The 21,307-nt window shown below is 54.7% G+C and carries 15 protein-coding genes and 1 pseudogene; 10 read left to right on the top strand and 6 right to left on the bottom strand.

Annotated elements, in window-relative coordinates; genetic code table 11:
• The first annotated feature begins 358 nt into the window (after positions 1-358).
• The 3 genes from malK (at position 359) to malM (ending at position 3,837) form a co-directional block, all read left to right on the top strand.
• Positions 359-1,483 (top strand): maltose/maltodextrin ABC transporter ATP-binding protein MalK, encoded by a 1,125-nt coding sequence (gene malK, locus HA43_RS10100; RefSeq protein ID WP_094111589.1) that lies wholly within the window; start codon positions 359-361, stop codon positions 1,481-1,483.
• A gap of 26 nt (positions 1,484-1,509) precedes the next feature.
• The gene (locus tag HA43_RS10105; RefSeq protein ID WP_040113487.1) at positions 1,510-2,811 is read left to right on the top strand and encodes a maltoporin; all 1,302 of its coding nucleotides are present in this window, start codon (positions 1,510-1,512) and stop codon (positions 2,809-2,811) included.
• Positions 2,812-2,925: 114 nt separating this feature from the next.
• Positions 2,926-3,837: a maltose operon protein MalM gene (gene malM / locus HA43_RS10110; protein WP_040113488.1), complete on the top strand. Its 912-nt coding sequence runs from the start codon at positions 2,926-2,928 to the stop codon at positions 3,835-3,837.
• Between the two features lie 89 nt (positions 3,838-3,926).
• On the opposite strand, the pseudogene malQ reads toward malM, so the two are convergent.
• A pseudogene (gene malQ, locus HA43_RS10115) lies at positions 3,927-5,986 on the bottom strand (4-alpha-glucanotransferase).
• Between the two features lie 2 nt (positions 5,987-5,988).
• A complete protein-coding gene (gene malP, locus HA43_RS10120; protein WP_094111590.1) occupies positions 5,989-8,391 on the bottom strand; it encodes a maltodextrin phosphorylase in 2,403 nt (800 codons plus the stop codon).
• A 275-nt stretch (positions 8,392-8,666) separates the two neighbouring features.
• Here malP and malT point away from each other — a divergent pair, with 275 nt between their 5' ends.
• From malT to HA43_RS10155, 7 genes are all read left to right on the top strand, one after another.
• A complete protein-coding gene (malT, locus tag HA43_RS10125; RefSeq protein WP_094111591.1) occupies positions 8,667-11,369 on the top strand; it encodes an HTH-type transcriptional regulator MalT in 2,703 nt (900 codons plus the stop codon).
• Between the two features lie 82 nt (positions 11,370-11,451).
• Positions 11,452-11,979, top strand: coding sequence for a phenolic acid decarboxylase (locus tag HA43_RS10130; RefSeq protein ID WP_040113491.1), 528 nt, complete (start codon positions 11,452-11,454; stop codon positions 11,977-11,979).
• Between the two features lie 198 nt (positions 11,980-12,177).
• Positions 12,178-12,909 carry a YoaK family protein gene (locus tag HA43_RS10135; RefSeq protein WP_040113492.1) on the top strand — a complete coding sequence of 244 codons (732 nt, stop codon included), beginning with the start codon at positions 12,178-12,180 and terminating at the stop codon, positions 12,907-12,909.
• Between the two features lie 743 nt (positions 12,910-13,652).
• Positions 13,653-14,876 (top strand): hypothetical protein, encoded by a 1,224-nt coding sequence (locus tag HA43_RS10140; protein ID WP_094111592.1) that lies wholly within the window; start codon positions 13,653-13,655, stop codon positions 14,874-14,876.
• A gap of 100 nt (positions 14,877-14,976) precedes the next feature.
• A complete protein-coding gene (locus HA43_RS10145; RefSeq protein WP_094111593.1) occupies positions 14,977-15,318 on the top strand; it encodes a YceB family lipoprotein in 342 nt (113 codons plus the stop codon).
• A 60-nt stretch (positions 15,319-15,378) separates the two neighbouring features.
• Complete coding sequence (locus tag HA43_RS10150; protein WP_094111594.1) at positions 15,379-15,729, top strand: DUF4870 family protein; 351 nt, start codon at positions 15,379-15,381, stop codon at positions 15,727-15,729.
• A gap of 286 nt (positions 15,730-16,015) precedes the next feature.
• The gene (locus HA43_RS10155; RefSeq protein WP_094111595.1) at positions 16,016-17,131 is read left to right on the top strand and encodes a metallophosphoesterase; all 1,116 of its coding nucleotides are present in this window, start codon (positions 16,016-16,018) and stop codon (positions 17,129-17,131) included.
• Between the two features lie 208 nt (positions 17,132-17,339).
• Here the strand turns inward: HA43_RS10155 and fdhA are convergent, their stop codons facing one another.
• The 4 genes from fdhA to HA43_RS10175 all read right to left on the bottom strand — a co-directional run bounded on the left by fdhA (position 17,340) and on the right by HA43_RS10175 (position 21,272).
• Positions 17,340-18,533, bottom strand: coding sequence for a formaldehyde dehydrogenase, glutathione-independent (gene fdhA, locus HA43_RS10160; RefSeq protein ID WP_071668338.1), 1,194 nt, complete (start codon positions 18,531-18,533; stop codon positions 17,340-17,342).
• Positions 18,534-18,904: 371 nt separating this feature from the next.
• Positions 18,905-19,717, bottom strand: a complete 813-nt coding sequence (locus HA43_RS10165) for a Brp/Blh family beta-carotene 15,15'-dioxygenase (RefSeq protein WP_094111596.1) — start codon at positions 19,715-19,717, stop codon at positions 18,905-18,907.
• Positions 19,714-20,427, bottom strand: coding sequence for a bacteriorhodopsin (locus HA43_RS10170; protein ID WP_094111597.1), 714 nt, complete (start codon positions 20,425-20,427; stop codon positions 19,714-19,716). The genes HA43_RS10165 and HA43_RS10170 overlap by 4 nt, the downstream gene beginning before the upstream one ends.
• 422 nt (positions 20,428-20,849) lie before the next feature.
• Positions 20,850-21,272 (bottom strand): thiol-disulfide oxidoreductase DCC family protein, encoded by a 423-nt coding sequence (locus tag HA43_RS10175; RefSeq protein ID WP_094111598.1) that lies wholly within the window; start codon positions 21,270-21,272, stop codon positions 20,850-20,852.
• Positions 21,273-21,307 lie beyond the last annotated feature (35 nt).

Below are 21,307 nucleotides of genomic sequence, written 5' to 3' on the forward strand. Positions count from 1 at the left end.
CCATCCTGTAAACGAAAGCGGGAAGTAAGCGTCCCGTTTATTGTCAGGTTCTGCAGCACGGTTTCATCCTCCTGCTCTCTACGCCTGCAGGCGTAAACGCGTGATCCTGCTTGCAAAAATCCCTGTTTTTATGGGCTGGCGCACACTTTCTCCCGCTTTTTTCTGCGTCTGACATCACAAAAATTTCTTCATCCGGCAGCTGGCAGCCGGCACGCATCCTTTCTCCTCCTCCCGGCTCATCCCCCGTGCATTCACGTTGTGGTGGAGGATGTCAGCGGCTGCCGGGGCTTTCATGATGAGCCACAGAATCGGCCAGCAGTCATATCAGCCAACAGGGCACGTTGAGAGGAAAAGTATTATGGCGAGCGTTGCGTTACGTCATGTCTCCAAAACATGGGGTGAAACCGAAGTCTCGAAAGATATCAATCTTGAGATTGCCGAAGGTGAATTTGTGGTGTTTGTCGGACCCTCCGGCTGCGGTAAGTCGACCCTGCTGCGGATGATTGCCGGGCTTGAAACCATCACTAAAGGCGACCTGCTGATAGGCGGCAAGCGCATGAATGAGGTACCGCCAGCAGAGCGCGGGATCGGCATGGTGTTTCAGTCCTATGCGCTTTATCCGCATCTGGACGTTGCGGAAAATATGTCCTTTGGCCTGAAGCTGGCCGGCGTCAGGCGCGCCGAGATCCAGCAGCGTGTAAACCAGGTAGCCGAGGTGCTGCAGCTGGCGCATCTGCTGGACAGGCGGCCCAAAGCGCTCTCTGGCGGTCAGCGGCAGCGGGTGGCGATTGGCCGGACACTGGTGGCTGAACCGCGCGTTTTTCTGCTCGACGAGCCGTTATCCAACCTTGATGCCGCGCTGCGCGTCCAGATGCGCATTGAAATTTCGCGACTGCATAAACGGCTGAAGCGCACCATGATCTACGTTACCCACGATCAGGTAGAAGCGATGACGCTCGCCGACAAAATTGTGGTGCTCGAAGCAGGGCGCATCGCGCAGATTGGCAAACCGCTGGAACTTTATCACTACCCCGCCAATCGCTTTGTCGCCGGATTTATCGGTTCCCCGCGGATGAATTTCCTTCCGGTAAAAGTAACCGCCACCGCAATCGATCAGGTTCAGGTGCGTCTGCCCAACAATCAGCTGGTCTGGCTGCCGGTCGAGAGCACCGGCATGCAGATCGGCAGCAACATGTCGCTGGGTATCCGGCCTGAGCATCTGCTCTCCAGCGACATCGCCGATGTCACGCTGGAGGGAGAGGTGCAGGTCGTTGAGCAGCTCGGCAATGAAACGCAAATCCACATTCAAATCCCCGCCATCCGTCAAAACCTGGTTTATCGCCAGGAGGACGTGGTGCTGGCAGAAGAGGGCGCCCTGATGGGCATCGGCCTGCCGCCGGAACGCTGTCATCTGTTTCGTGAAGATGGCAGCGCCTGTCGCAGGCTGCATCAGGAGCCTGGTGTGTACCCTGCAAAACAATAAAAGCAATGATCTCAGGAGATAAATAAATGATAACTCTGCGCAAACTCCCCGTGGCGATCGCTATCGCTGCGGGTACCCTGTCCGCCTCCTCTATGGCGGTGGACTTCACCGGTTACGCCCGTTCCGGCATTGGCTGGACCGGCAGCGGCGGTGAACAACAGTGCTTCCAGGCGACCGGCGCACAAAGTAAGTACCGTCTGGGTAACGAATGTGAAACCTACGCCGAGCTTAAGCTGGGACAGGAAGTCTGGAAGGAGGGCGATAAGAGTTTCTATTTTGACACCAACGTTGCCTACTCCGTATCGCAGCAGAATGACTGGGAGGCAACTTCACCTGCCTTCCGCGAAGCCAACGTTAAAGGCAAAAACCTGATTGATGCTTTGCCAGGCTCTACTATCTGGGCCGGTAAGCGCTTTTATCAGCGTCACGACGTGCATATGATCGACTTCTACTACTGGGATATCTCCGGTCCCGGCGCAGGCCTGGAAGATGTTGACCTCGGCTTCGGCAAACTCTCTTTCGCCGCCACGCGCTCATCAGAAGCGGGCGGCTCCTACACCTTCTCCAGCGATCGCATCCGCGACTACGCAACCAGCACCGCGAACGACGTGTTTGATGTGCGCCTGGCGGGTCTGGAGACCAACCCGGATGGCGTGCTGGAACTTGGCGTCGACTATGGCCGTGCTAATGCGCGCGACGGGTATCGTCTGGAGGATGGCGCGTCCAAAGATGGCTGGCTCTTCACCGCCGAACATACGCAGAGCATGCTGAAAGGCTACAACAAGTTTGTACTTCAGTACGCAACAGACGCGCTGACTTCGCAGGGCAAAGGGCTGCCGCAGGGCACGAATATCAATAACGACGGCAAGATGTACCGCGTGCTGGATCACGGTGCCATCTCGCTGGCCGAGCGCTGGGACCTGATGTACGTCGCGATGTATCAGAACACCGACCTCGATAATAATCGCGGCAACGAGTGGTACACCGTGGGCGTGCGCCCGATGTACAAATGGACGCCTATCATGAGCACGCTGCTTGAGCTGGGCTACGACAACGTGAAGTCGCAGCAGGTCGGCGATCGCAACGGGCAGTACAAAATTACCCTGGCCCAGCAGTGGCAGGCGGGCGACAGCATCTGGTCCCGTCCGGCGCTGCGCCTGTTTGCAACCTATGCCAAATGGGATGAGAAGTGGGGCTATAGCAAAAATGCGGATGGCAACCTGACCACGCTGGCCGCAGCTGACAGCACCGGTAACGGCCTGTTCACCAACAGCCGGGGCGACAATGACGAGTGGAGCTTTGGCGCACAGATGGAAATCTGGTGGTAAACCTCAGCGTTACCCTGTAACAGAATGGCCGCACCCGTCGGTGCGGTTCACCGATTAGGCAGCGCTGGCCATTGCCTGGTGCCGGCGCTTCCTCCAGCTATCAGAGATAAAACGATGAAAAAAACGCTTACCGCGCTCTGCCTGAGCGCTGCGCTGCTGACCGGCGTTACGCTGCCCGCTGTCGCTGATATTAATCTGGTGCCGCAGGATCTCTCCACCGCGCCCGCCGTTTCACCTGAAACTCTGCAGCGCCTGAACTGGCAACCTGCTGACACGTCGCGTGCGGTAACCACTCAGCTGCGCGACAGCGGCACCGGAGATGCTCTGCCGGGGATCCGTGGTCCGGTTGCGGCGTATAGTCTGCCAGCCAGTCAGGGTGAGCTGACCGTTACGCTGAGCAGTGAGGTTGCTGACAACCGCGTGTTCGCGCCTAATGTACTGGTGCTCGATGAAAACCTGCGTCCGGCAGCGTGGTTCCCGTCGCAGTTCTTTGCTTACCAGCAGCCGGGCGTCATGAGCGCCGATCGTCTTGAAGGCGTAATGAAACTGACGCCGGTGCCGGGACAGCAGAAAATTTATCTGCTGGTCTTTACCACCGACCGGGATCTGACCCAGACCACCACGCTGGTCGATCCGGCCAAAGCTTACGCGAAAGGCACCGGCCATGCGGTTCCTGATATTCCCGATCCGGTTGCCACACACAGCCAGAGCGGCAGGCTGAAGCTGAAAGTCTCCACCAGTTCCGCGTCCTCTATTCTGGTCGGCCCGCTGTTCGGTTCATCGGCATCGGCTCCGGTTGTGATCGGCAATACTCAGGCGCCTGCGCCCGCTGCCGTGCGTCCCGCCTCTGCCGTGAAGCCGGTGCCGCTGGAAAACGACACCGAAAGTTACTTCAATCAGAATATCCGTCAGGCGGTCAGCCAGGGCAACATTGATAAAGCGCTGAAGCTTCTGAATGAGGCCGAGCGACTGGGGTCAACCTCAGCGCGGCAAACGTTTATCAGCAGTGTAAAAGGCAAGGGGTGAACCTGCCCCGACAGTGCTGAGTTGCAGCACCTGGTGCGCTCCGGCGCACCTTTTTTATTGCAGAAACCGCCCCGGTCCGGGGCGTCTGATCAGGGGTGCCGCTGACGCACGTGACTGACCTCCTGCAGCAGGTGCGTAATCCCTTCATCCGTAAACATCGCCTCCAGCGACAGCGTGAGCTTGCGGCGCCAGTTAGGGTAACTGTCCACCGTACCGGGCACGTTTACCGGCCGATCCATATCGAGCCACTCCTCCGGCTGCAGGCCAAGCAGGGCGCTGTTACTGGCCGCCACCAGGCGGTGAACCGCACGGTTTATCGCGCGGCGCATGGGCGCACGGCCGCGCTGAAGCGGATAGCGGTGCGCCAGCGCTCCCTGCTGCTGCAGCGTATGCAGCAGCGCCTTTTTTGCCGCCGCGCGCTCGCGGTACAGACCCGCCAGGATCGCTTTATCCGGATAGAGTCCCAGCCTGCTGCCCAGCGTTAAGTCATCACTCTGCCACCAGCCGCGCAGGGTAGGCATATCATGCGTGGTGACAACCGCCATCGCCTGCCGTGGCCAGGCTTCCGGCGCGCGAAACGCGCGCGTTGCCGTCTGCTCAAAGTAGAGCACTTTGTAGGAGTAGACGCCGCTGTCGCGCAGCTTAGCGACAATCGCTTCCGGTACGGTGCCCAGATCCTCACCTATCACCATACAGCGATGGCGCTGGCTCTCCAGCGCAAGAATGGCCAGCAGGGCATCAACCGGATAGTGAACGTAGGCGCCCTCAGCGGCCTTCTCATGTTGCGGGATCCACCAGAGGCGCAGCAGTGCCATTACGTGATCAATGCGCAGCGCGCCGCAGTCGCGCATATTGGCCCGCAGCAGATCGATCCACGGGGTAAACGCACGCATTGTCAGGATCTGCGGATCCATCGGTGGCAGCCCCCAGTTTTGCCCCAGCGGCCCCAGAATATCGGGCGGCGCACCCACGCTGGCCTGCAGACAATAGAGATCGCGTTCGCGCCAGGTCTCTGCGCCATCCTGTGCGACGCCTACCGCCAGATCGCGGTAGAGGCCAACCGGCATCTGCTGCGCGCAGCACACGGACCAGCAGGCCGCGAACTGAGAGGCAGCCAGCCACTGCAGCCAGAGGTAAAAGCGTACTTCGTCGCTATGTTCAATACGAAACGCCAGCACGGCGGCGCTGTCGGGATGCTGATACGCTTCCGGCCAGCTTTTCCAGCCGTACAGCGCAGGATTTTTGGCGCGCTGGTGCGCCTGCAGCGCATCAAACAACGCCTGACTCAGCAGGCTCTGTCCGCCCGCTTTAACAAACGCATCAAATTCCTGCATTACCGGTTCATCCGGCGAACGTCGCCTGAACTGTCTCCAGGCAAGGCGTAAGCCTCCAGCTTTAGCGCGGTAACGGCGGCGTAATCCACGTATTCGCTGTCACGCGCGGCCGCAAGCCGCTGTTGGGTATCAGGCTGCTGCCACCACGCCTGCGCCGCCTCACTGAGTCTGAAATCCTCCACGCTATTGACGTCGATATAGAGCACATTCAGCCAGCGGCGCGAGGAGGGGCTGTAAGGGCTGGCACCCTCAGGATTAGCCGGAAAGAGGGCGTGCAGCGGATTAAGCCCGATAAATGCGCCGCCGCGCTGCGCGATCTCTGCCGCCATCTGGCGCAGATCGCCAAAGTCGCCGATGCCCCAGTTGTGCTGCGATCGTAGCGTATAGAGCTGCACGCAGCAGCCCCAGAGCTTGTCGCCGGCCAGCAATGCCGGTGGCTCATAGCAGCGCGGTGGCGCAACAATCAGGCTGCAGCGCGACAGCAGCGCCGGCTGCGTCAGGGTCAGCTGATGATAGCCTTCCGGCAGTGCCGGCAACCGCAGCGTTTCACCAGGCTGGCACTCACCTGACCAGCGCTCGCCCGCTTCACTGGTCAGCTCCCATGCTGCCGCCCCGCTCAGCGCTGGCTCTACTACCACGGCTTCTCCGCCACGAAAAATCGCTACCGGGGGCAGCGCTGACGGTGTAGCGAGAGGCGGCTGTATGATCGTGTGCAGCCACTGCTCGGTGGCGGCCGGAATGCGGCGCGGTCTGCCGTGAGCATCAATATATTCCGGCGCGATCAGCGCTGCCGGAGTAAGCGTTGTCATTGTCATCTTCAGCGCACCGCCTGCCAGATTCGTTGCTGATAGTCACGAATAGCGCGATCGGCGCTGAACATGCCGCAGCGTGCGGTATTCAGGATCGCCGCGCGGGTCCAGGCTTCACTATCGGCCCAGCGTTTTTCTGCATCCTGCTGCGCATTGAGATAGTGACGGAAATCGGCCAGTACCAGATAAGGATCGCCACCCTCCGCCCCGAGACTTTTCACCAGCGCATCAAATGCCGTGCAATCGCCGTCGCTAAACGTGCCATCCTCCAGCGCCGTCAGCACCTGATGCAGCTGTTTATCTTTTTTGCGCCAGACTGCCGGGGCGTAGCCCGCGCTCTTCAGCGCGCTGACCTGCTCCACGGTATGGCCAAAGATAAAGATGTTCTCGTCGCCAACCTCGCGGGCAATCTCCACGTTAGCGCCATCCAGCGTACCGATAGTCAGGGCGCCGTTCAGCGCCAGTTTCATATTGCCGGTGCCTGACGCCTCTTTGCCGGCCGTGGAGATCTGTTCCGAGAGATCGGCTGCCGGGATCAGCCTTTCTGCGACCGAGACGTTATAGTCCGGGATAAACACCACTTTCAGCCGATCGCCCACGCGCGGGTCAGCATTTATCGTCATGGCAACTTTGTTAATGGCATAGATAATATTTTTGGCCAGCGCATAACCAGGTGCAGCTTTTGCGCCAAACAGCATCACGCGCGGCGCCAGGTTGGCCTGCGGATCGCTGACCAGCGTCTGCCACAGCGCAATAATATGCAGTAGCATCAGATGCTGACGCTTGTACTCATGCAGCCGTTTTATTTGTACATCAAACAGCGCGTCCGGATTGATCACAATGCCGGTTTTCTGTTCCACCCACTGTGCCAGATCGCGTTTGTTCTGCTGTTTGATGGCGCGATATTCTGCGCGGAATGAGGCATCCTCTGCCAGCGGCTCCAGCGCGCGCAGCGCGTCGAGATCGGTCAGCCAGGGTTTATTCAGCGAGCGGTCGATCAGTGCAGCCAGTGCCGGGTTGCACTGGTTGATCCAGCGGCGCGGCGTCACGCCGTTTGTCACATTGTGGAATTTCGCCGGCCAGAGCGCGTGATATTCCGGAAAAAGATCCTCTGTCACCAGTTTTGAGTGCAGGGCAGCAACGCCGTTAACGGCAAAACAGGTCACCACGCAGAGGTTAGCCATACGCACCTGATGATTATGCACCACCGCCAGTCTGGCCCAGATGGCAGCATTACCGGGCCACTGCGCCTCAACCTGCTGCTTAAGTGCCGCATTGATGGCATTCACAATCATTATGTGGCGCGGCAGCAGGGTACGGAATAGCGTCAGATCCCAGCACTCCAGCGCCTCCGGCATCAGCGTGTGGTTGGTATAGGCGAAGGTGCGCTGCGTCAGCTGCCAGGCGCTTTCCCAGCTGAAATCATACTCATCCAGCAGCAGGCGCATCAGTTCCGGAATCGCCAGAGTGGGATGCGTATCGTTGAGCTGAATGACTTCGCGATCGGCCAGCGTGTCAATAGCGTGACCCGCCTGCTGATGGCGGCGCAGAATATCCGCCAGCGAACAGGCGCACTGAAAATATTGCTGCATCAGGCGCAGTTTCTTACCCGCCTGATGGTTATCGTTAGGGTAGAGTACTTTAGTCAGCTTCTCTGCATCAATGCCCTGCTTTTCCGCCCGCAAAAAATCGCCGTTATTGAACCGCTGCAGGTCAAATGGCTGCGCGTGGCTCGCCTGCCACAGGCGCAGCGGCTGAACCACCCCGTTCTGGTAACCCACAACCGGCAGATCCCAGGCCTCACCCTGCAGCTGAAACGCCGGGATCCAGCGGTTTTTTCCCTGCTCAGTTTTCACCTTGCCGCCCAGATTAACCGTTACCGTCAGCGCCGCATTATGGCGAAACCAGGGGTAGCGATTTCGCCCCCAGTCATCCGGCCGCTCCTGCTGCGCGCCGTCGCTGAAATGCTGCCGGAACAGTCCATACTGATAATTGAGGCCATAACCGATAGCGGGCTGACCCGTGGTTGCCATCGCATCGAGAAAACAGGCGGCCAGGCGGCCCAGACCGCCGTTTCCCAGCGCCGGATCGATCTCCTGTTCCAGCACATCGCTCAGCGACTGCCCCTGTTGCTGCAGCAAATCGTTCAGCGCCGGGTACCAGCCGAGGTTAAGCAGGTTATTGCCGGTCAGACGGCCGGTGAGAAACTCCATCGAAATATAGTTAACGTGGCGCTGCGGTCCCGCTGCCGGCTGCGCGGGCAGTTCAGCCAGCAGTTCGGCAAGCGCACCGCTCAGGGCATGCCACCACTGCTGCCGGCTCATCGCCTGCGCGTCGGGCAGGCCAAAGCGCTGCCACTGTCGCGTCAGGGCAGCAGTAAAACGGTCGGAATCAAAAGGTAACTGGGTCATGGCTTAAGCATCCGTCAGAGGAAGAGGTCAGCGTGCATTTTGCCTGCGCCGGTTGTGTATCTCCTCCTCCCCGGCACTATTCAGGCAGGAGGATAGAGAGGGAGGAGAGGGTAAGGAAACTCCGAAAGCGTGACAGGAGTGTGATACCCCTCGCTTTTGTTAAGCCGCGCTGCTGAGTTCGCTTGCATTAAGATGGCGTATGGATAACGTGTATGTCGAATAATTACGAAGCGTAAAATAATACTGCGCAGACGTTAACGGAGGAGCGTGCGTCGATGTTGATCCCGTCAAAACTGAGTCGTCCTGTGCGCCATGACGCCATGGTGGTCCGTAGCCGTCTGCTGCAGAAACTGAATGCCGCCGCCGTTTACCGGTTAGTGCTGATTACCAGTCCCGCAGGGTACGGTAAAACCACGCTGATTTCGCAGTGGGCGGCAGAAAAGCGCGACCTGGGCTGGTATTCGCTGGATGAGGGGGATAATCAGCCGGAACGGTTTGCTGACTATCTGATTGCTGCGCTGCAGCAGGCCACTCAGGGCAGCTGCAGCCGCAGTGAATCACTGGCGCAAAAGCGGCACTACGTTAATCTCAATGCGCTTTTCTCGCAGCTGTTTATTGAGCTGGCTGACTATCAGCGTCCGGCCTGGCTGGTTATTGACGATTACCATCATATTACCAATCCGGTTATTCATGAGGCGATGCGCTTTTTTCTGAAGCATCAGCCGGAAAATCTGACCCTGGTGGTGCTGTCGCGCGGTCTGCCACAGCTGGGCATCGCCAATTTGCGCGTGCGTGAACAGCTGCTGGAGCTGAGCAGCCAGCAGCTCGCCTTTACGCACGATGAAGCTAAACAATTTTTTGATAACCGGCTGCAGGCGCCGCTGCCCGGTGAAGAGAGCGACCAGCTGTGTGATGATGTGGCTGGCTGGGCGACCGCACTGCAGCTGATTGCTATCTCAGCCCGGCAGGGCGCAGGCTCAGCGCAGGACTCCGCGCGCCGTTTATCAGGCATCAACGCCAGCCATCTCACCGATTATCTGGTTGAGGAGGTTTTGGATACTGTCGATGCCGATACCCGCCAGTTCCTGCTGAAGAGTGCGCTGCTGCGCTCGATGAATGATGCCCTCGTGACGTCAGTCACGGGTGAAAATAATGGCCGCATGCGGCTGGAGGAGATTGAGCGGCAGGGGCTGTTTTTGCAGCGCATGGATAATGCGGGCGAGTGGTTCAGCTACCATCCACTGTTTGGCAGTTTTCTGCGCCAGCGCTGTCAGTGGGAGCTTAGCGCGGAGCTGCCGGCCCTGCATCGTGCGGCGGCGCGAGGCTGGATGAGGCAGGGTTTCCCGGGCGAGGCGATCCACCATGCCCTGGCCTCGGGTGATACCGATATGCTGCGCGACGTGCTGCTGGAGCACGCCTGGACCCTGTTTAATCAAAGCGAACTGGCGCTGCTGGAGTCTTCCCTGCGGGTTCTGCCATGGCCACTGTTGCTGGAAAACCCGGAGCTGGTGCTGCTGCAGGCGTGGCTGATGCAGAGCCAGCATCGTTTTTCCGAAGTTAACAGCCTGCTGGCGCAGTTTGAACAGCAGCGCTGCTGTGAGATGGATGCCTCCCTGCAGGGCGAGCTGCACGCAATACGCGCTCAGGTGGCCATTAACGATGGCAATGCGGAAGAGGCCGCGCAGCTGGCGCGTCTTGCTCTGCAGCTGCTGCCGGCGTCGAAAAGCTACAGCCGCATTGTCGCGACCTCTGTCCACGGTGAGGTCATGCACTGTAAAGGAGAGCTGGCTGATTCACTGGCGCTGATGCGTCAGACAGAGCAGATGGCGCGGCAGGAAGAGACCTGGCACTACGTTCTCTGGAGCCTGATCCAGCAGAGCGAGATTCTGTTTGCGCAGGGATTTTTACAATCGGCATGGGAGATGCAGGAAAAGGCGTTTCGTCTGGTTCACGAACAGCATCTCGCACAATTTCCGCTGCATGAGTTTCTGTTACGCATTCGCGCGCAGCTATTCTGGGCCTGGGGTCGGCTTGATGAAGCTGAACAGGCGGCTCGCAGTGGTATGCAGGTACTGCGCGGCTTTCCTCCGCAGCAGCAGATCCAGTGTCTGGGACTGCTGATCCAGTGCTCGCTGGCGCGGGGTAATCTGGATAATGCCCGGTCGCACATTACCCGGCTGGAGAATCTGCTCAATAATGGCACGCTGCATATCGACTGGATCGCCAACGCGGATAAAGCGCGTATCCTTTACTGGCAGCTGACCGGGGATAGCGCCAGCGCCAGTCAGTGGCTGCGCGTTACCTCCCGGCCGGCCAGCGCCAATAATCACTTCTTACAGGAGCAGTGGCGTAACGTGGCGCGGGCACAGCTTCTGGCGGGCGATCTGATTCAGGCGGAAGTGATTCTGGATGAGCTGAATGAGAATGCCCGGACGCTTCAGCTCACCAGCGATTTTAACAGCAACCTGCTGCTGCTTAATCAGCTTTACTGGCAGACTAATCGTAAACCCGATGCACAGCGGGTGCTGATTGCCGCCCTGAAGCTGGCGCGCAGTACAGGGTTTATGAGTCAGTTTGTGATTGAGGGCGAGATCATGGCGCAGCAGCTGCGGCAGCTGTTGCAGCTTTCGGTGCTGGAAGAGATAGATGAACATCGCGCCCGCCGCATCCTGCACGAAATTAATAAGTATCACCGGCATAAATTTGCCCATTTTGATGAGGGCTTTGTCAGCCGTTTACTCAACCACCCCGATGTTCCGGAGCTGGTCCGCACCAGCCCACTGACGCAGCGCGAATGGCAGGTGCTGGGTCTGATCTATTCCGGTTACAGCAATGAGCAGATTGCCGGCGAGCTTGATGTCGCCGCCACCACCATTAAAACCCATATCCGCAACCTCTATCAGAAGCTGGGAGTGACCCATCGCAATGAAGCCATGCATGAGGCGCGGTCGATGCTAAGGCTAATGGGGTATGTGTAAACGCCATTAAGCGATACGCAATCCCGCATTACGCGCTATACCTTACCAGTACGCTTTTTTTTACCCATCGGTGAGGTGAAGCATGAGTTCAATCGCATCAGCGACAGAACAGGCCAGCGATCTGTCTGCATTTATCGGAACCCATTTTGTTTATACCTATGACAACGGCTGGAAATATGAGTGGTATGCCCGTAACGCCACCACCTGCGACTACCGTATTCATCAGGGACTGGTAGGGGGACGCTGGGTTACCCATCAGAAGATGCATGCGGTGCAGTTTGCACCCGGTATCTATAAGGTTGACTGGCATGAACCCACCGGCACCTGCGTAAGCCTGCTGTTCGACCTCGAACGTAAACTTATTCACGGTACGATTTTTTTCCCGCAGTGGATCGCCGGGGAGGGGCAGCATCCGGAAAAAACGATCTGTTATCAGAATGAATTCATTGAAGATATGCAGCGTTTTCGTGACGAGGGACCGGCCTATCCCTATATTATTATCCCGGAATTTGCTCAGGTCACTTATATGAAAAATGAGGGGCCGGACAATGACGACGTGATCAACATGGCACCGGGACAGATGCCGGCAAATTACTTTGAAAATAAATAACGCTATAACCGGAATCTCCCACTTTAAGTGACAGCGTCACTTAAAGTGGGAGATTCCGGTTATCAATATAAGTTTTCATTTCCTGGCATTATTAACTATTAAAAGCAGTTGGTTACAGGCGTCCTGGCCAGACTTCGCTATGCTCAATAGTGCGCTACGCTAACATTATGTGCCTTTACGCTGCGAGGTAAGAGAAGGATGCTGCTGAGAAAAAAGAAGTTACGTTCGCACAGCGAAGATCGCCTGCTGGCGCTCACGCTGGCGACCACTGCAGGTATACTTAACGCCATGGCATTCGGTGCTTTTGGTTTTTTCCCCTCCCACATGACCGGTAACACCTCCCAAATCTCCGCTGAAGTTTCAGGCTCCGATCTGCAGGATCTGCTGTTTCTGGCCGGCTTAATTCTGGCATTTGTCACCGGCTCAATGATCGCGCGCCTGACGGTTGCCTGGGGTCTTAAACGCAATATCAGGACCATTTTTTGTCAGGTGCTTTTCATTGAGGGACTGCTTCTGCTACTGACGTCAGTGGTGGAGATCCTGTGGTACTCAGAACGTAACAACGGTGAAATCCTGGTCACGCTCGGACTGCTGATGGGGATCCATAATTCCACCTCGACACAGCTCTCGTCTGGTCGCGTACGCTCAACGCACGTAACCGGTACGCTGACCGATGCCGGTATTGCGCTGGGCTCGTTTCTGCGGGCAACGTTCAGCAGCAGCGAAGCGGGGGAGCGCCATCTGCATCGCAAGCTTCTTTATACCCACCTTGTAACCATCTTCTCTTTTCTTACCGGCTGCGTGGCGGGCTATCTGCTGTTCCGGCACTTTGGCTTTAACGCAATGGCTATGCTGGGAATCGCGCTTTCGCTGATTGCAGCAGGCGGCATTGCCCGTACGCTGCATCTTACCGGCGTACGTTTCTGGTAACCCGACAAACTATACAGCACTCCGGTGCTGTTTTTTGCTGATAAAACCGGCAACGCTGGGTGAATTCTGCAGGGTACCAGTGCTGCAATACCTGCAGAATTCACGTAGCGACGCCGATTTTTTGAGCTGAAGCGCCACACCCATCATCACAACTCCCGTCAATGCCCTCTTTATAAGTTCATATAAGTCCAATTATATGAAGTTGGTGACTTCAGGCACGCATAACGCGATAAGGCAGAGGGATGGGGCATGAAGCGTGTGTGCTGGCTGGTAAAGCGCTTCCGGTCGCTATACATACATGGCAACCCTGTAACACAAATGCGGAAATCACGTAAGGTGCGCATTCATGCGCACCTGGTTACTCATGCATCTGCTTACGCCGTAGGTCGTCTTTTATCATCCCGTTTAACAGCGGCGAAGAGTTAACTGGCATTTGCATACTCTCCGGTAATGCTGGCGAAATTGCACATATCATTTATGGCCATGCGTTTTCCGGTTCTGATAAAAGCATTTTTACCGCATCAGATTTGTCAATCGGTTTTTATTAAAATATGCTAACGTATAATGAAATTATTTTTTGTTGGAAATAATGTATTGATGAGATAATGTTTGCTGGAAACCCTCCCGTCTTTTTTTGTAAAAATTCTCTAAAGAATTGGCTGGTGCTGCCGATATTAAGGTTAAAGCCCAATTGATAATAAAAAGACGTTAATTGGCTATTTTTCGCTTCAAGGATGAATAAAATGAAATTCAAATTACGATCAGCTCTGCTGATTGCAGCAATTGCGGGCCTTTCCGGCTGTGATAAAAACGATATCGATTGTGATACCAGCTCGCTGCAGGACAGCCTGAGCAAACGCCTTCTCACCGTTTTTGCTGAAAAAGCTGGTAGCAATGAAAGTCTTAATGACCTGCTGAAGCATGTTAAAGTCACCCTCGCTGATTATCATAAGGATGAGGAGCACTCTACAGAAAACATGGCGCAATGTTCCGTCAAGGTTACTTTTACTGACGCGCGCGCATCCAGCACTGCAATAGTCGGAACAGCTAATTATCAGCTGTTGAAAAATGGCGATCGTGATCCGTCAATCAACGATGCTTCCATCTGGGATGGCATTGATCGGAAAAACTTCAAACCTGTTAAAATCGATGAAACCGTTGAGCAAAAAGAATGGCGCGAGCAACAGGAAAAGATTGCAGCCGATAAAGCACGTGCAGAAGAAGCGATAAAAGCGAAAGAAGCAGCAAAACAAGCAGAATTGTTAAAAGAGATTAACTCAGCTAAGCAAAGCAGCAATGATGCGTTTAAAGCGGTAAATAGTGACCAACTTATGCTGTTGTTCCTGGCGAACTCCGGCAGACAAGTCAGTGATGAAGAGAAGTTAAGCCTTCTGAGTGGCCGATGGAATGCTGAGCGCGATCCTTTTAAGAAAAACGACATGAAGCAGTCGGAGCTGGAATCTGCTGAAAACCAGCTTGCCGCATTTAAAGGCATTAAATTGATTAAAATCAGTCGTCTTAATTACCGCATGAATGGTAAAAAAGCGACAGCGGAAAAAAGCATAGTCACCTCAGCTTTTATGAACATGCGTAAACCGGACGATTATGATTTTGACACAAAGAGTTTCCCGATGAACATGTCCGGTTGCAATGATTCGCTCAAATATGGCCCTGAACTTCTTTATAACACGCGGCAAAATGTTAAAGTAAACCTGATTAAAAACGCCGCAGCCTGCAGTTATTCGCCAGCGAATGAAGATGAAGCCCGCCGTATCTCTGGCATTCTGTCAGACATTCCGCCGGCTGCGTTCAGCGCAGACAGCACTGCATATCTGCTGATCACGGATTATGATGCCGATAAGGTAGATATCAATACTGTCCTGATTCGCTCTGACGTTGATATCTTCAGTCGTTCAGTGGATGTACTCAATGACAAAGCCCCGGTTTTAACCTGGACTTTGCAGTGATTTTTAGGCATTTAAACTGATAATTAAATTTTGACACTTAATCTTTCAGGCTGCTGCGAAAAATCAATCTTCGTACTGCCTGTTATTAAAGGAATATGGGATGAAAATGTTTAAAATTGCTGCTGTCGCTATTTTTGCCTTATCACTTTCGGGATGCAACAGTGAACCTTCAGAAAGTGATATTCAGCAGGCTGCACAAAAAAATATTGATGATACCAATGCGCAGGCGCGTAAAGTGATGTCCGGCAGCAGTATTAATAGTGAGAACATGCTTACTAAGCTTAACTCATTGCGTAAAATTGCCTGTGATCCAAACGGGAGTAATTCGCAATATAAATGCAAAGTCGAATTAGACATCACTGCGCCGTTTGTTGGAAATCGTAAAAACATTGTCGAACTAAATGTTATCGATGATAACGGCGAGTGGCGCCTGGTTCAGTAAGAGAACCCGCATTCACTACTTTAATAAACCAATAATTTTAACACGACTCTGGAGTATATAATGTCTGAACAGACGCAACCCGTCGATATTCGCCTGCACTCACAAGTTTCTACTATTAAAATCCTCTATATTCTGTTTGTGGTGGGATATTTCACTGGCGGCCTGACATCACTTATTGCGGTCGTTATGGCCTATATGAACCGCGGCGGGTCAACTGACTTTGAGCGTGCGCACTTTGATTATTTGATTAAAATTTTCTGGATCAGTTTTGTCACAATGATTGTTGCGCTGATAACATGGGTCATGCTGATCGGTATGGTCATCGCACTCGCCTGGTTTGTCTGGTCACTCATTAAAATTATCAAGGGTGTTTCACGCCTTGGTGAAGGCAAAATGCCAACGCAGCGTTAAGATACCTGTGGGAGCAGGCTGTCTGGCCTGTTCCCATTGCTAAGCTTTCCTTTTATCTACTCCGCGCCACTCTCTTCTTCAATCAACGTAAACCTTCGGTAGCGCATGCAAAAATGCCGCTTTAAAACCCGCCTGACTATCCTTTTCCCGGAATATGACTGTAACTGGTATTGCCATGTAAATGTCCTATGCTATCACTGCGCTGTGCACAGCAGGCATTAACTACTCAGAGTATTGAGTTAACTTCGCGCCTTTTCAGCGGTTATAAGAGAGGGAACAGAGAGTGATGTTTCATCTGATTTTCAGCATACCGGCTTGGTATGTTATCGCACGCTTCATTTTTCCGCTCGCTATGCCGTTACTTCTGAAAATTGTTTTATCTGTTGTAGTGCTCCTCGCGTCCCAGTATCTGTTGATTAGCCGTTTTACGTCGGGCGGCATCTTCTCACCTGAAATGCCCCGTGCGGTGATTATCCTGTTCAACTGGGCTTTCGGCACGGTTCTGTTTTTGGCGTTTACCCAAATCCTGATTGATGTTGTGGCAGTCAGTTCACTGCTGTTACGGCATCCGCTGGAGATTCCATCGGGAGTACGTTATCTGGCCGCGCTTTTTGCTATGGTACTGGCAACCATCGGCGTCTATCAGGCCATACGCGTTCCGCCAGTGAAAGAGGTGACCATCCGCATTCAGGATCTTCCACCCGCATTTGAGGGCTATCAGCTCCTGCAGCTCACTGACTTACACATCAGCAAATTATTCAACGCTGCATGGACCTCCGCCATGGTTAAGCGGGCGATGGCGCTGGATGCTGACCTGATCCTTGTGACGGGGGATGTCATTGATGGCACGCTGGCAAATCGCAGGGACGACGTTGAGCCGCTGAGAGGCCTGCAGGCGCCAGACGGCGTTTATGCCGTTACCGGCAACCATGAGTATTTTTTTGAGCAGCAACGATGGACCGATCATTTAGCGACGCTGGGACTGCAACCTCTGCTGAACAGCCATATGGTCATCACGCGCGATGACTCAGCGCTCGTGATCGCAGGCCTGCCTGATATCTCAGCATCACGCAGAGATGCAATGGCCCCTGATATTGAAAAAGCGCTGAAAGGTGCACCTGATAAGGCTCCGGTAGTATTGCTTGACCATCAACCGCGCAATGCCCGTCAAAATGCGGCTCATCACGTTGATTTACAGCTCTCGGGTCATACTCACGGCGGGCTGATTGCTGGCTTTGATCGGCTGTTTTCGAAACCCAACGCGCGTTTTGTTTCAGGGCTTTATGATGTGGACGGCATGCAGCTTTATGTGAATAACGGAACCGCGCTCTGGCCGGGTATGGCGATAAGGTTAGGGCGCTACTCTGAACTTACGCGTATTACGTTACAACGAAAAGAGTAATCGTCCGCCATTCCTTACGCTGATGTGGCGGTAGGGGACACTGTGAGTCTGCATGCCGGGCTCACGGCTGATTGATGATCGGCAGTACAAGTATTACCTGTATGTTCTATTTAACATAATCATGATTATGCGCACTTAAAAGCGTGTAAGGCACAGCGCATATTCGCGCGTGCCTTACACCTTGCCGGATAAGTTTATCTGCACCAGACTATTTCGCCGTCAGCATGCCGTGCGGATCCAGCACATACTTGGCGGCTACGCCAGCGTCGAACTGGGCATATCCCTGCGCCGCTTCTTCAAGCGGGATCACTTTGGCATTAACGATTTTCGCAATCGGCAAACGATCGTGCAGGATGGCGTTCATCAGCTGCCGGTTGTAACGCACCACCGGGGTTTGCCCGGTATGGAATGACTGCGCTTTAGACCAGCCGAGGCCGAACTTCAGGCTCAGGGAGCCTTCCTGTGCTGATTTATCGTGCGCGCCCGGATCTTCCGTCACATACAGACCCGGAATGCCGATATTACCGGCCACGCGGGTGATCTCCATCATCTGATTCAGCACCACCGCCGGCTGCTCCTTGCCAGAATGGCCGCGCGCTTCAAATCCGACGGCGTCGATAGCTGAATCGACTTCCGGCGTACCAGTGACCTGCGCAACCATCTCTCCCAGGCGGTCATGCTGACTCAGGTCGATCGGCACAAAGCCCATTTTCCTGGCGTGCTCCAGACGCTCTTTGTTGAAGTCACCTACCATAACCACCGCCGCACCGAGGATCTGTGCTGAGGCCGCCGCGGCCAGGCCAACCGGACCGGCGCCTGCAACATAGGTGGTTGAGCCGACGCCCACACCCGCGTTGATCGCGCCGTGAAACCCGGTCGGTAAAATGTCAGACAGCATGGTCAGATCCAGAATCTTCGCCAGTGCCTGGTCACGGTCAGGGAATTTCAGCAGATTAAAGTCCGCATAGGGCACCATCACATATTTCGCCTGCCCGCCTACCCAGCCGCCCATATCAACATAGCCAAACGCGCCGCCCGCGCGTGCCGGATTGACTGTCAGGCAGACGCCGGTATCGAGTTCACGGCAGCACCGGCAGCGCCCGCAGGCAACGTTAAACGGCACAGAGACAATATCACCGACGTTAAGCATCTCAACGTCAGCGCCCTTTTCGATAATTTCACCGGTAATTTCATGGCCGAGCACCATACCCGCAGGCGCGGTGGTACGTCCGCGCACCATATGCTGATCTGAGCCACAGATATTGGTGGAGAGCACTTTCAGGATCACGGCGTGCCCAATCTTCTTGCCGGCCGGATTAGCAAAGACCGGATCGGCAATATCCTGCACCTCGACTTTGCCTGGCCCCTGATACACCACACCGCGGTTGGAATTTGCGCCCATAAAATCTCCATTATATGTTGATATGCACATTAACTGCCGGACACTTACGAAACCGTAAGATAATAAAGAGTGATGACGCGTTAAATCTAATACGCAATAGTGCGTAATTAAACAGAGAATGGATTACGCGTGCCGGAGTTGTGACTGGCTTCATGAATGCAACAAGTGGATACACAGGAAAACCCATTAAATACATGTAGATAAATATATTAATTTTGAAATACCCGTGTTATGTCGCAAACTGACAGTACAATGTCGCACAGTGATACGCTATTAATTAAAACAGTTATTCGGGCAGGGAATTATTATTATCTCATCTGCCATTTTCCTGCTTATATTTGAATAGAAGATAGCGTAATCAATCGCACGCATTATTTACGGTGCGGCGGTTTCTCAAACCACGGCGTGATCAGTAAATGCGGGATAGCGAGCGCGGCCAGCGCGGCAAACAGTGAACGCACGCCGGCGGTATCGGTAGGATGCATCATAAACATGATCAGTACCGCCAGCAAAATAGCTGCCGTCAGCACCGGCCAGACGGCACGCAGGTAGCCAGCGTAATGTCTGAACCCCAGCAAATCGCGCCGTTGGCGGGTCTGCGGTAGCGCATGCAGGATCAGAAAGCCTACAGAAAAACCGACAAAAGGCGGCAGAAGCAGCAATGCCAGCGTCCCGGCCAGCAGACGCCTGTCGCGCCGTACAATGCCTGTCAGCAACAGCGCTGCGGCGGTAAAGCCGCCCGCTATAGCCAGACCCGCAGTCACGCTATCCGGCATGGCAGATGCCAGCCCGGCCTGATGTAAAATCGTTCTGTACGCTGTCAGATGCAGCGCGGCAGGCGTTGCAATCAGACTGATGCCGCGCGCCAGTCGTTCAGCCAGAGAGCCGTGCGGCGCATCTTCCAGCGCAAAATGGATGGCAGAGGCGAGCAGAAAGCCCGGTAGCGCGATTGCCGGACGCCAGTGCCACCAGAACAGGCACAGCACAATCACTACGCCGTAACCTGCCAGAAAAGCGCACTGCTGTTCGCGCCTGACAATCTCAAGATCGCTTGCACCGTGCGCCATGCCGATAATGCCAATGGCCACGACGGCAAACAGCAGCTGAACCGGCAGCGGGCTGAAAGAGGCAGCCAGAGCTGCCCCCCAGAGCGTCAGCCAGCCGGTATGCTGCCGCAGGATCATACCCGCACGGCACCATCGCGTTTTGCGTAGCGCAACGCTTTTTCCAGATTCGCCGCCGCGTAAAAGGCGTAGAAAACTTTGGCGATAATATCGAGAATCAGAAATGCCCAGATTGAAGCAGGATCAGAAATGATCTTCAGCCCTTCCGGCCCGATCAGAAATACCACCGGATAGATAAACCAGACTACCGTCAGCAGTGCCACGTTTTTGTTGTAGGTGCCTGCCAGTGCGCTGCCCCGCTCCGCCGCCATCGTACGCAGCGGTCCCCACAGCAGATAGATCACGCCGAGGAATGCAGCGCAGGACCAGAGATACCAGACCCATTTTCCTGCTGCGGTTTCCGCCAGCGAGGAGACAAGGCCGGTCACAATCATCATCACATCCAGCACGATAATAGCGGTCAGAAAGCCGCCCATCTCGCCTGGCTTGCCATGCTCATGAAAGGCCAGCATAACCAGCCCCGCCAGCAGAATCGGCGTGGTCACAGACCAGTCAGCATAACGCGCCATATAGACCGTCGTGCCGCTGTCCAGGGTGAGGTTGCCATAGCCAAACGCCATTGCCAGATACGCCGTAGCGGCAATAAAAGGCACTGATGCATGCATCAGGGTGTGGTGACGGGAGGGAAACGTTTTACTGCCGGTGGCGTAAATCGCCAGTGATGCAAGCGCCATCACTGAAAATCCAATGAGAAATGCAGTCTGATCCATGTTGATTGCTCCTGTACAGCGGCGTCATTATCACGCCCGCTGCGCTGCCATAGAAAATTAAAAGGTAATGTTATATTCCGGGAGAGAATACGCTTAAAGTATATGGCGCTATTTGTATTGTGCCATTATTCAAAGCCATGATGGTCTTCAGGATAAAGAACTGGCAAAAAGTATCGTCCTCCGCGGGACATTATTTGTTTTTAATCAGGCATAAAATGTAATTTTTTATGTAAAGAAGAGTATACAAAATAGACACTTGCGGTTTAATGAAACAGAAAGTTAATTAATTTACTTTAAAATCAAAAACATAAATAGATGCTGCTGCACCAGCCTGATGTAGTGCACAAAAGGGATTGATGCAGGAAATTTATTTACCTGCATCTCTGATTTTCATTTTCTGCTATCAAAGCAATAACGCTGCTTTAGCGTGCAATAAACCTTTCGGGGAAGTCGGGAGAGAGGTGCTTAACGTCGTCATAGCGGCCAAAAAGGCGATAGCGGTTGCGGGCAATAAGGTTATATATCGCGTTGCTTACCGCATCGGGGAAATAACGCAGCAGCGCAAAAATACGCCAGCGACTGTGAAGGTTTTTCATTACGCGACAGATTGCCTGGGCGCGCAGCCAGTGTCCGTTTTCACCAATCAGCACGATGGTGCGGATATCGTCAACGGGCATGCTGACATGACGCAGCAACGTTTTGCCCTCCTCACTCTGCACGGTGGCAAACCGTACCCGCCGATCCAGCCGGTGTCGCAGCAAAAATGCCACCCAGCCATTGCAGAGTTTGCACACGCCGTCGTAAAGCACTACCTGTTCACCAGGCCTGAGATAGGGAATAGTCATGTGAGCGCCCACGGGATGAAGCGGCGGCATCCTCC

It is taken from the genome of Pantoea eucrina (assembly GCF_002095385.1).
Taxonomy (GTDB): Bacteria; Pseudomonadota; Gammaproteobacteria; order Enterobacterales; family Enterobacteriaceae; genus Pantoea; species Pantoea eucrina.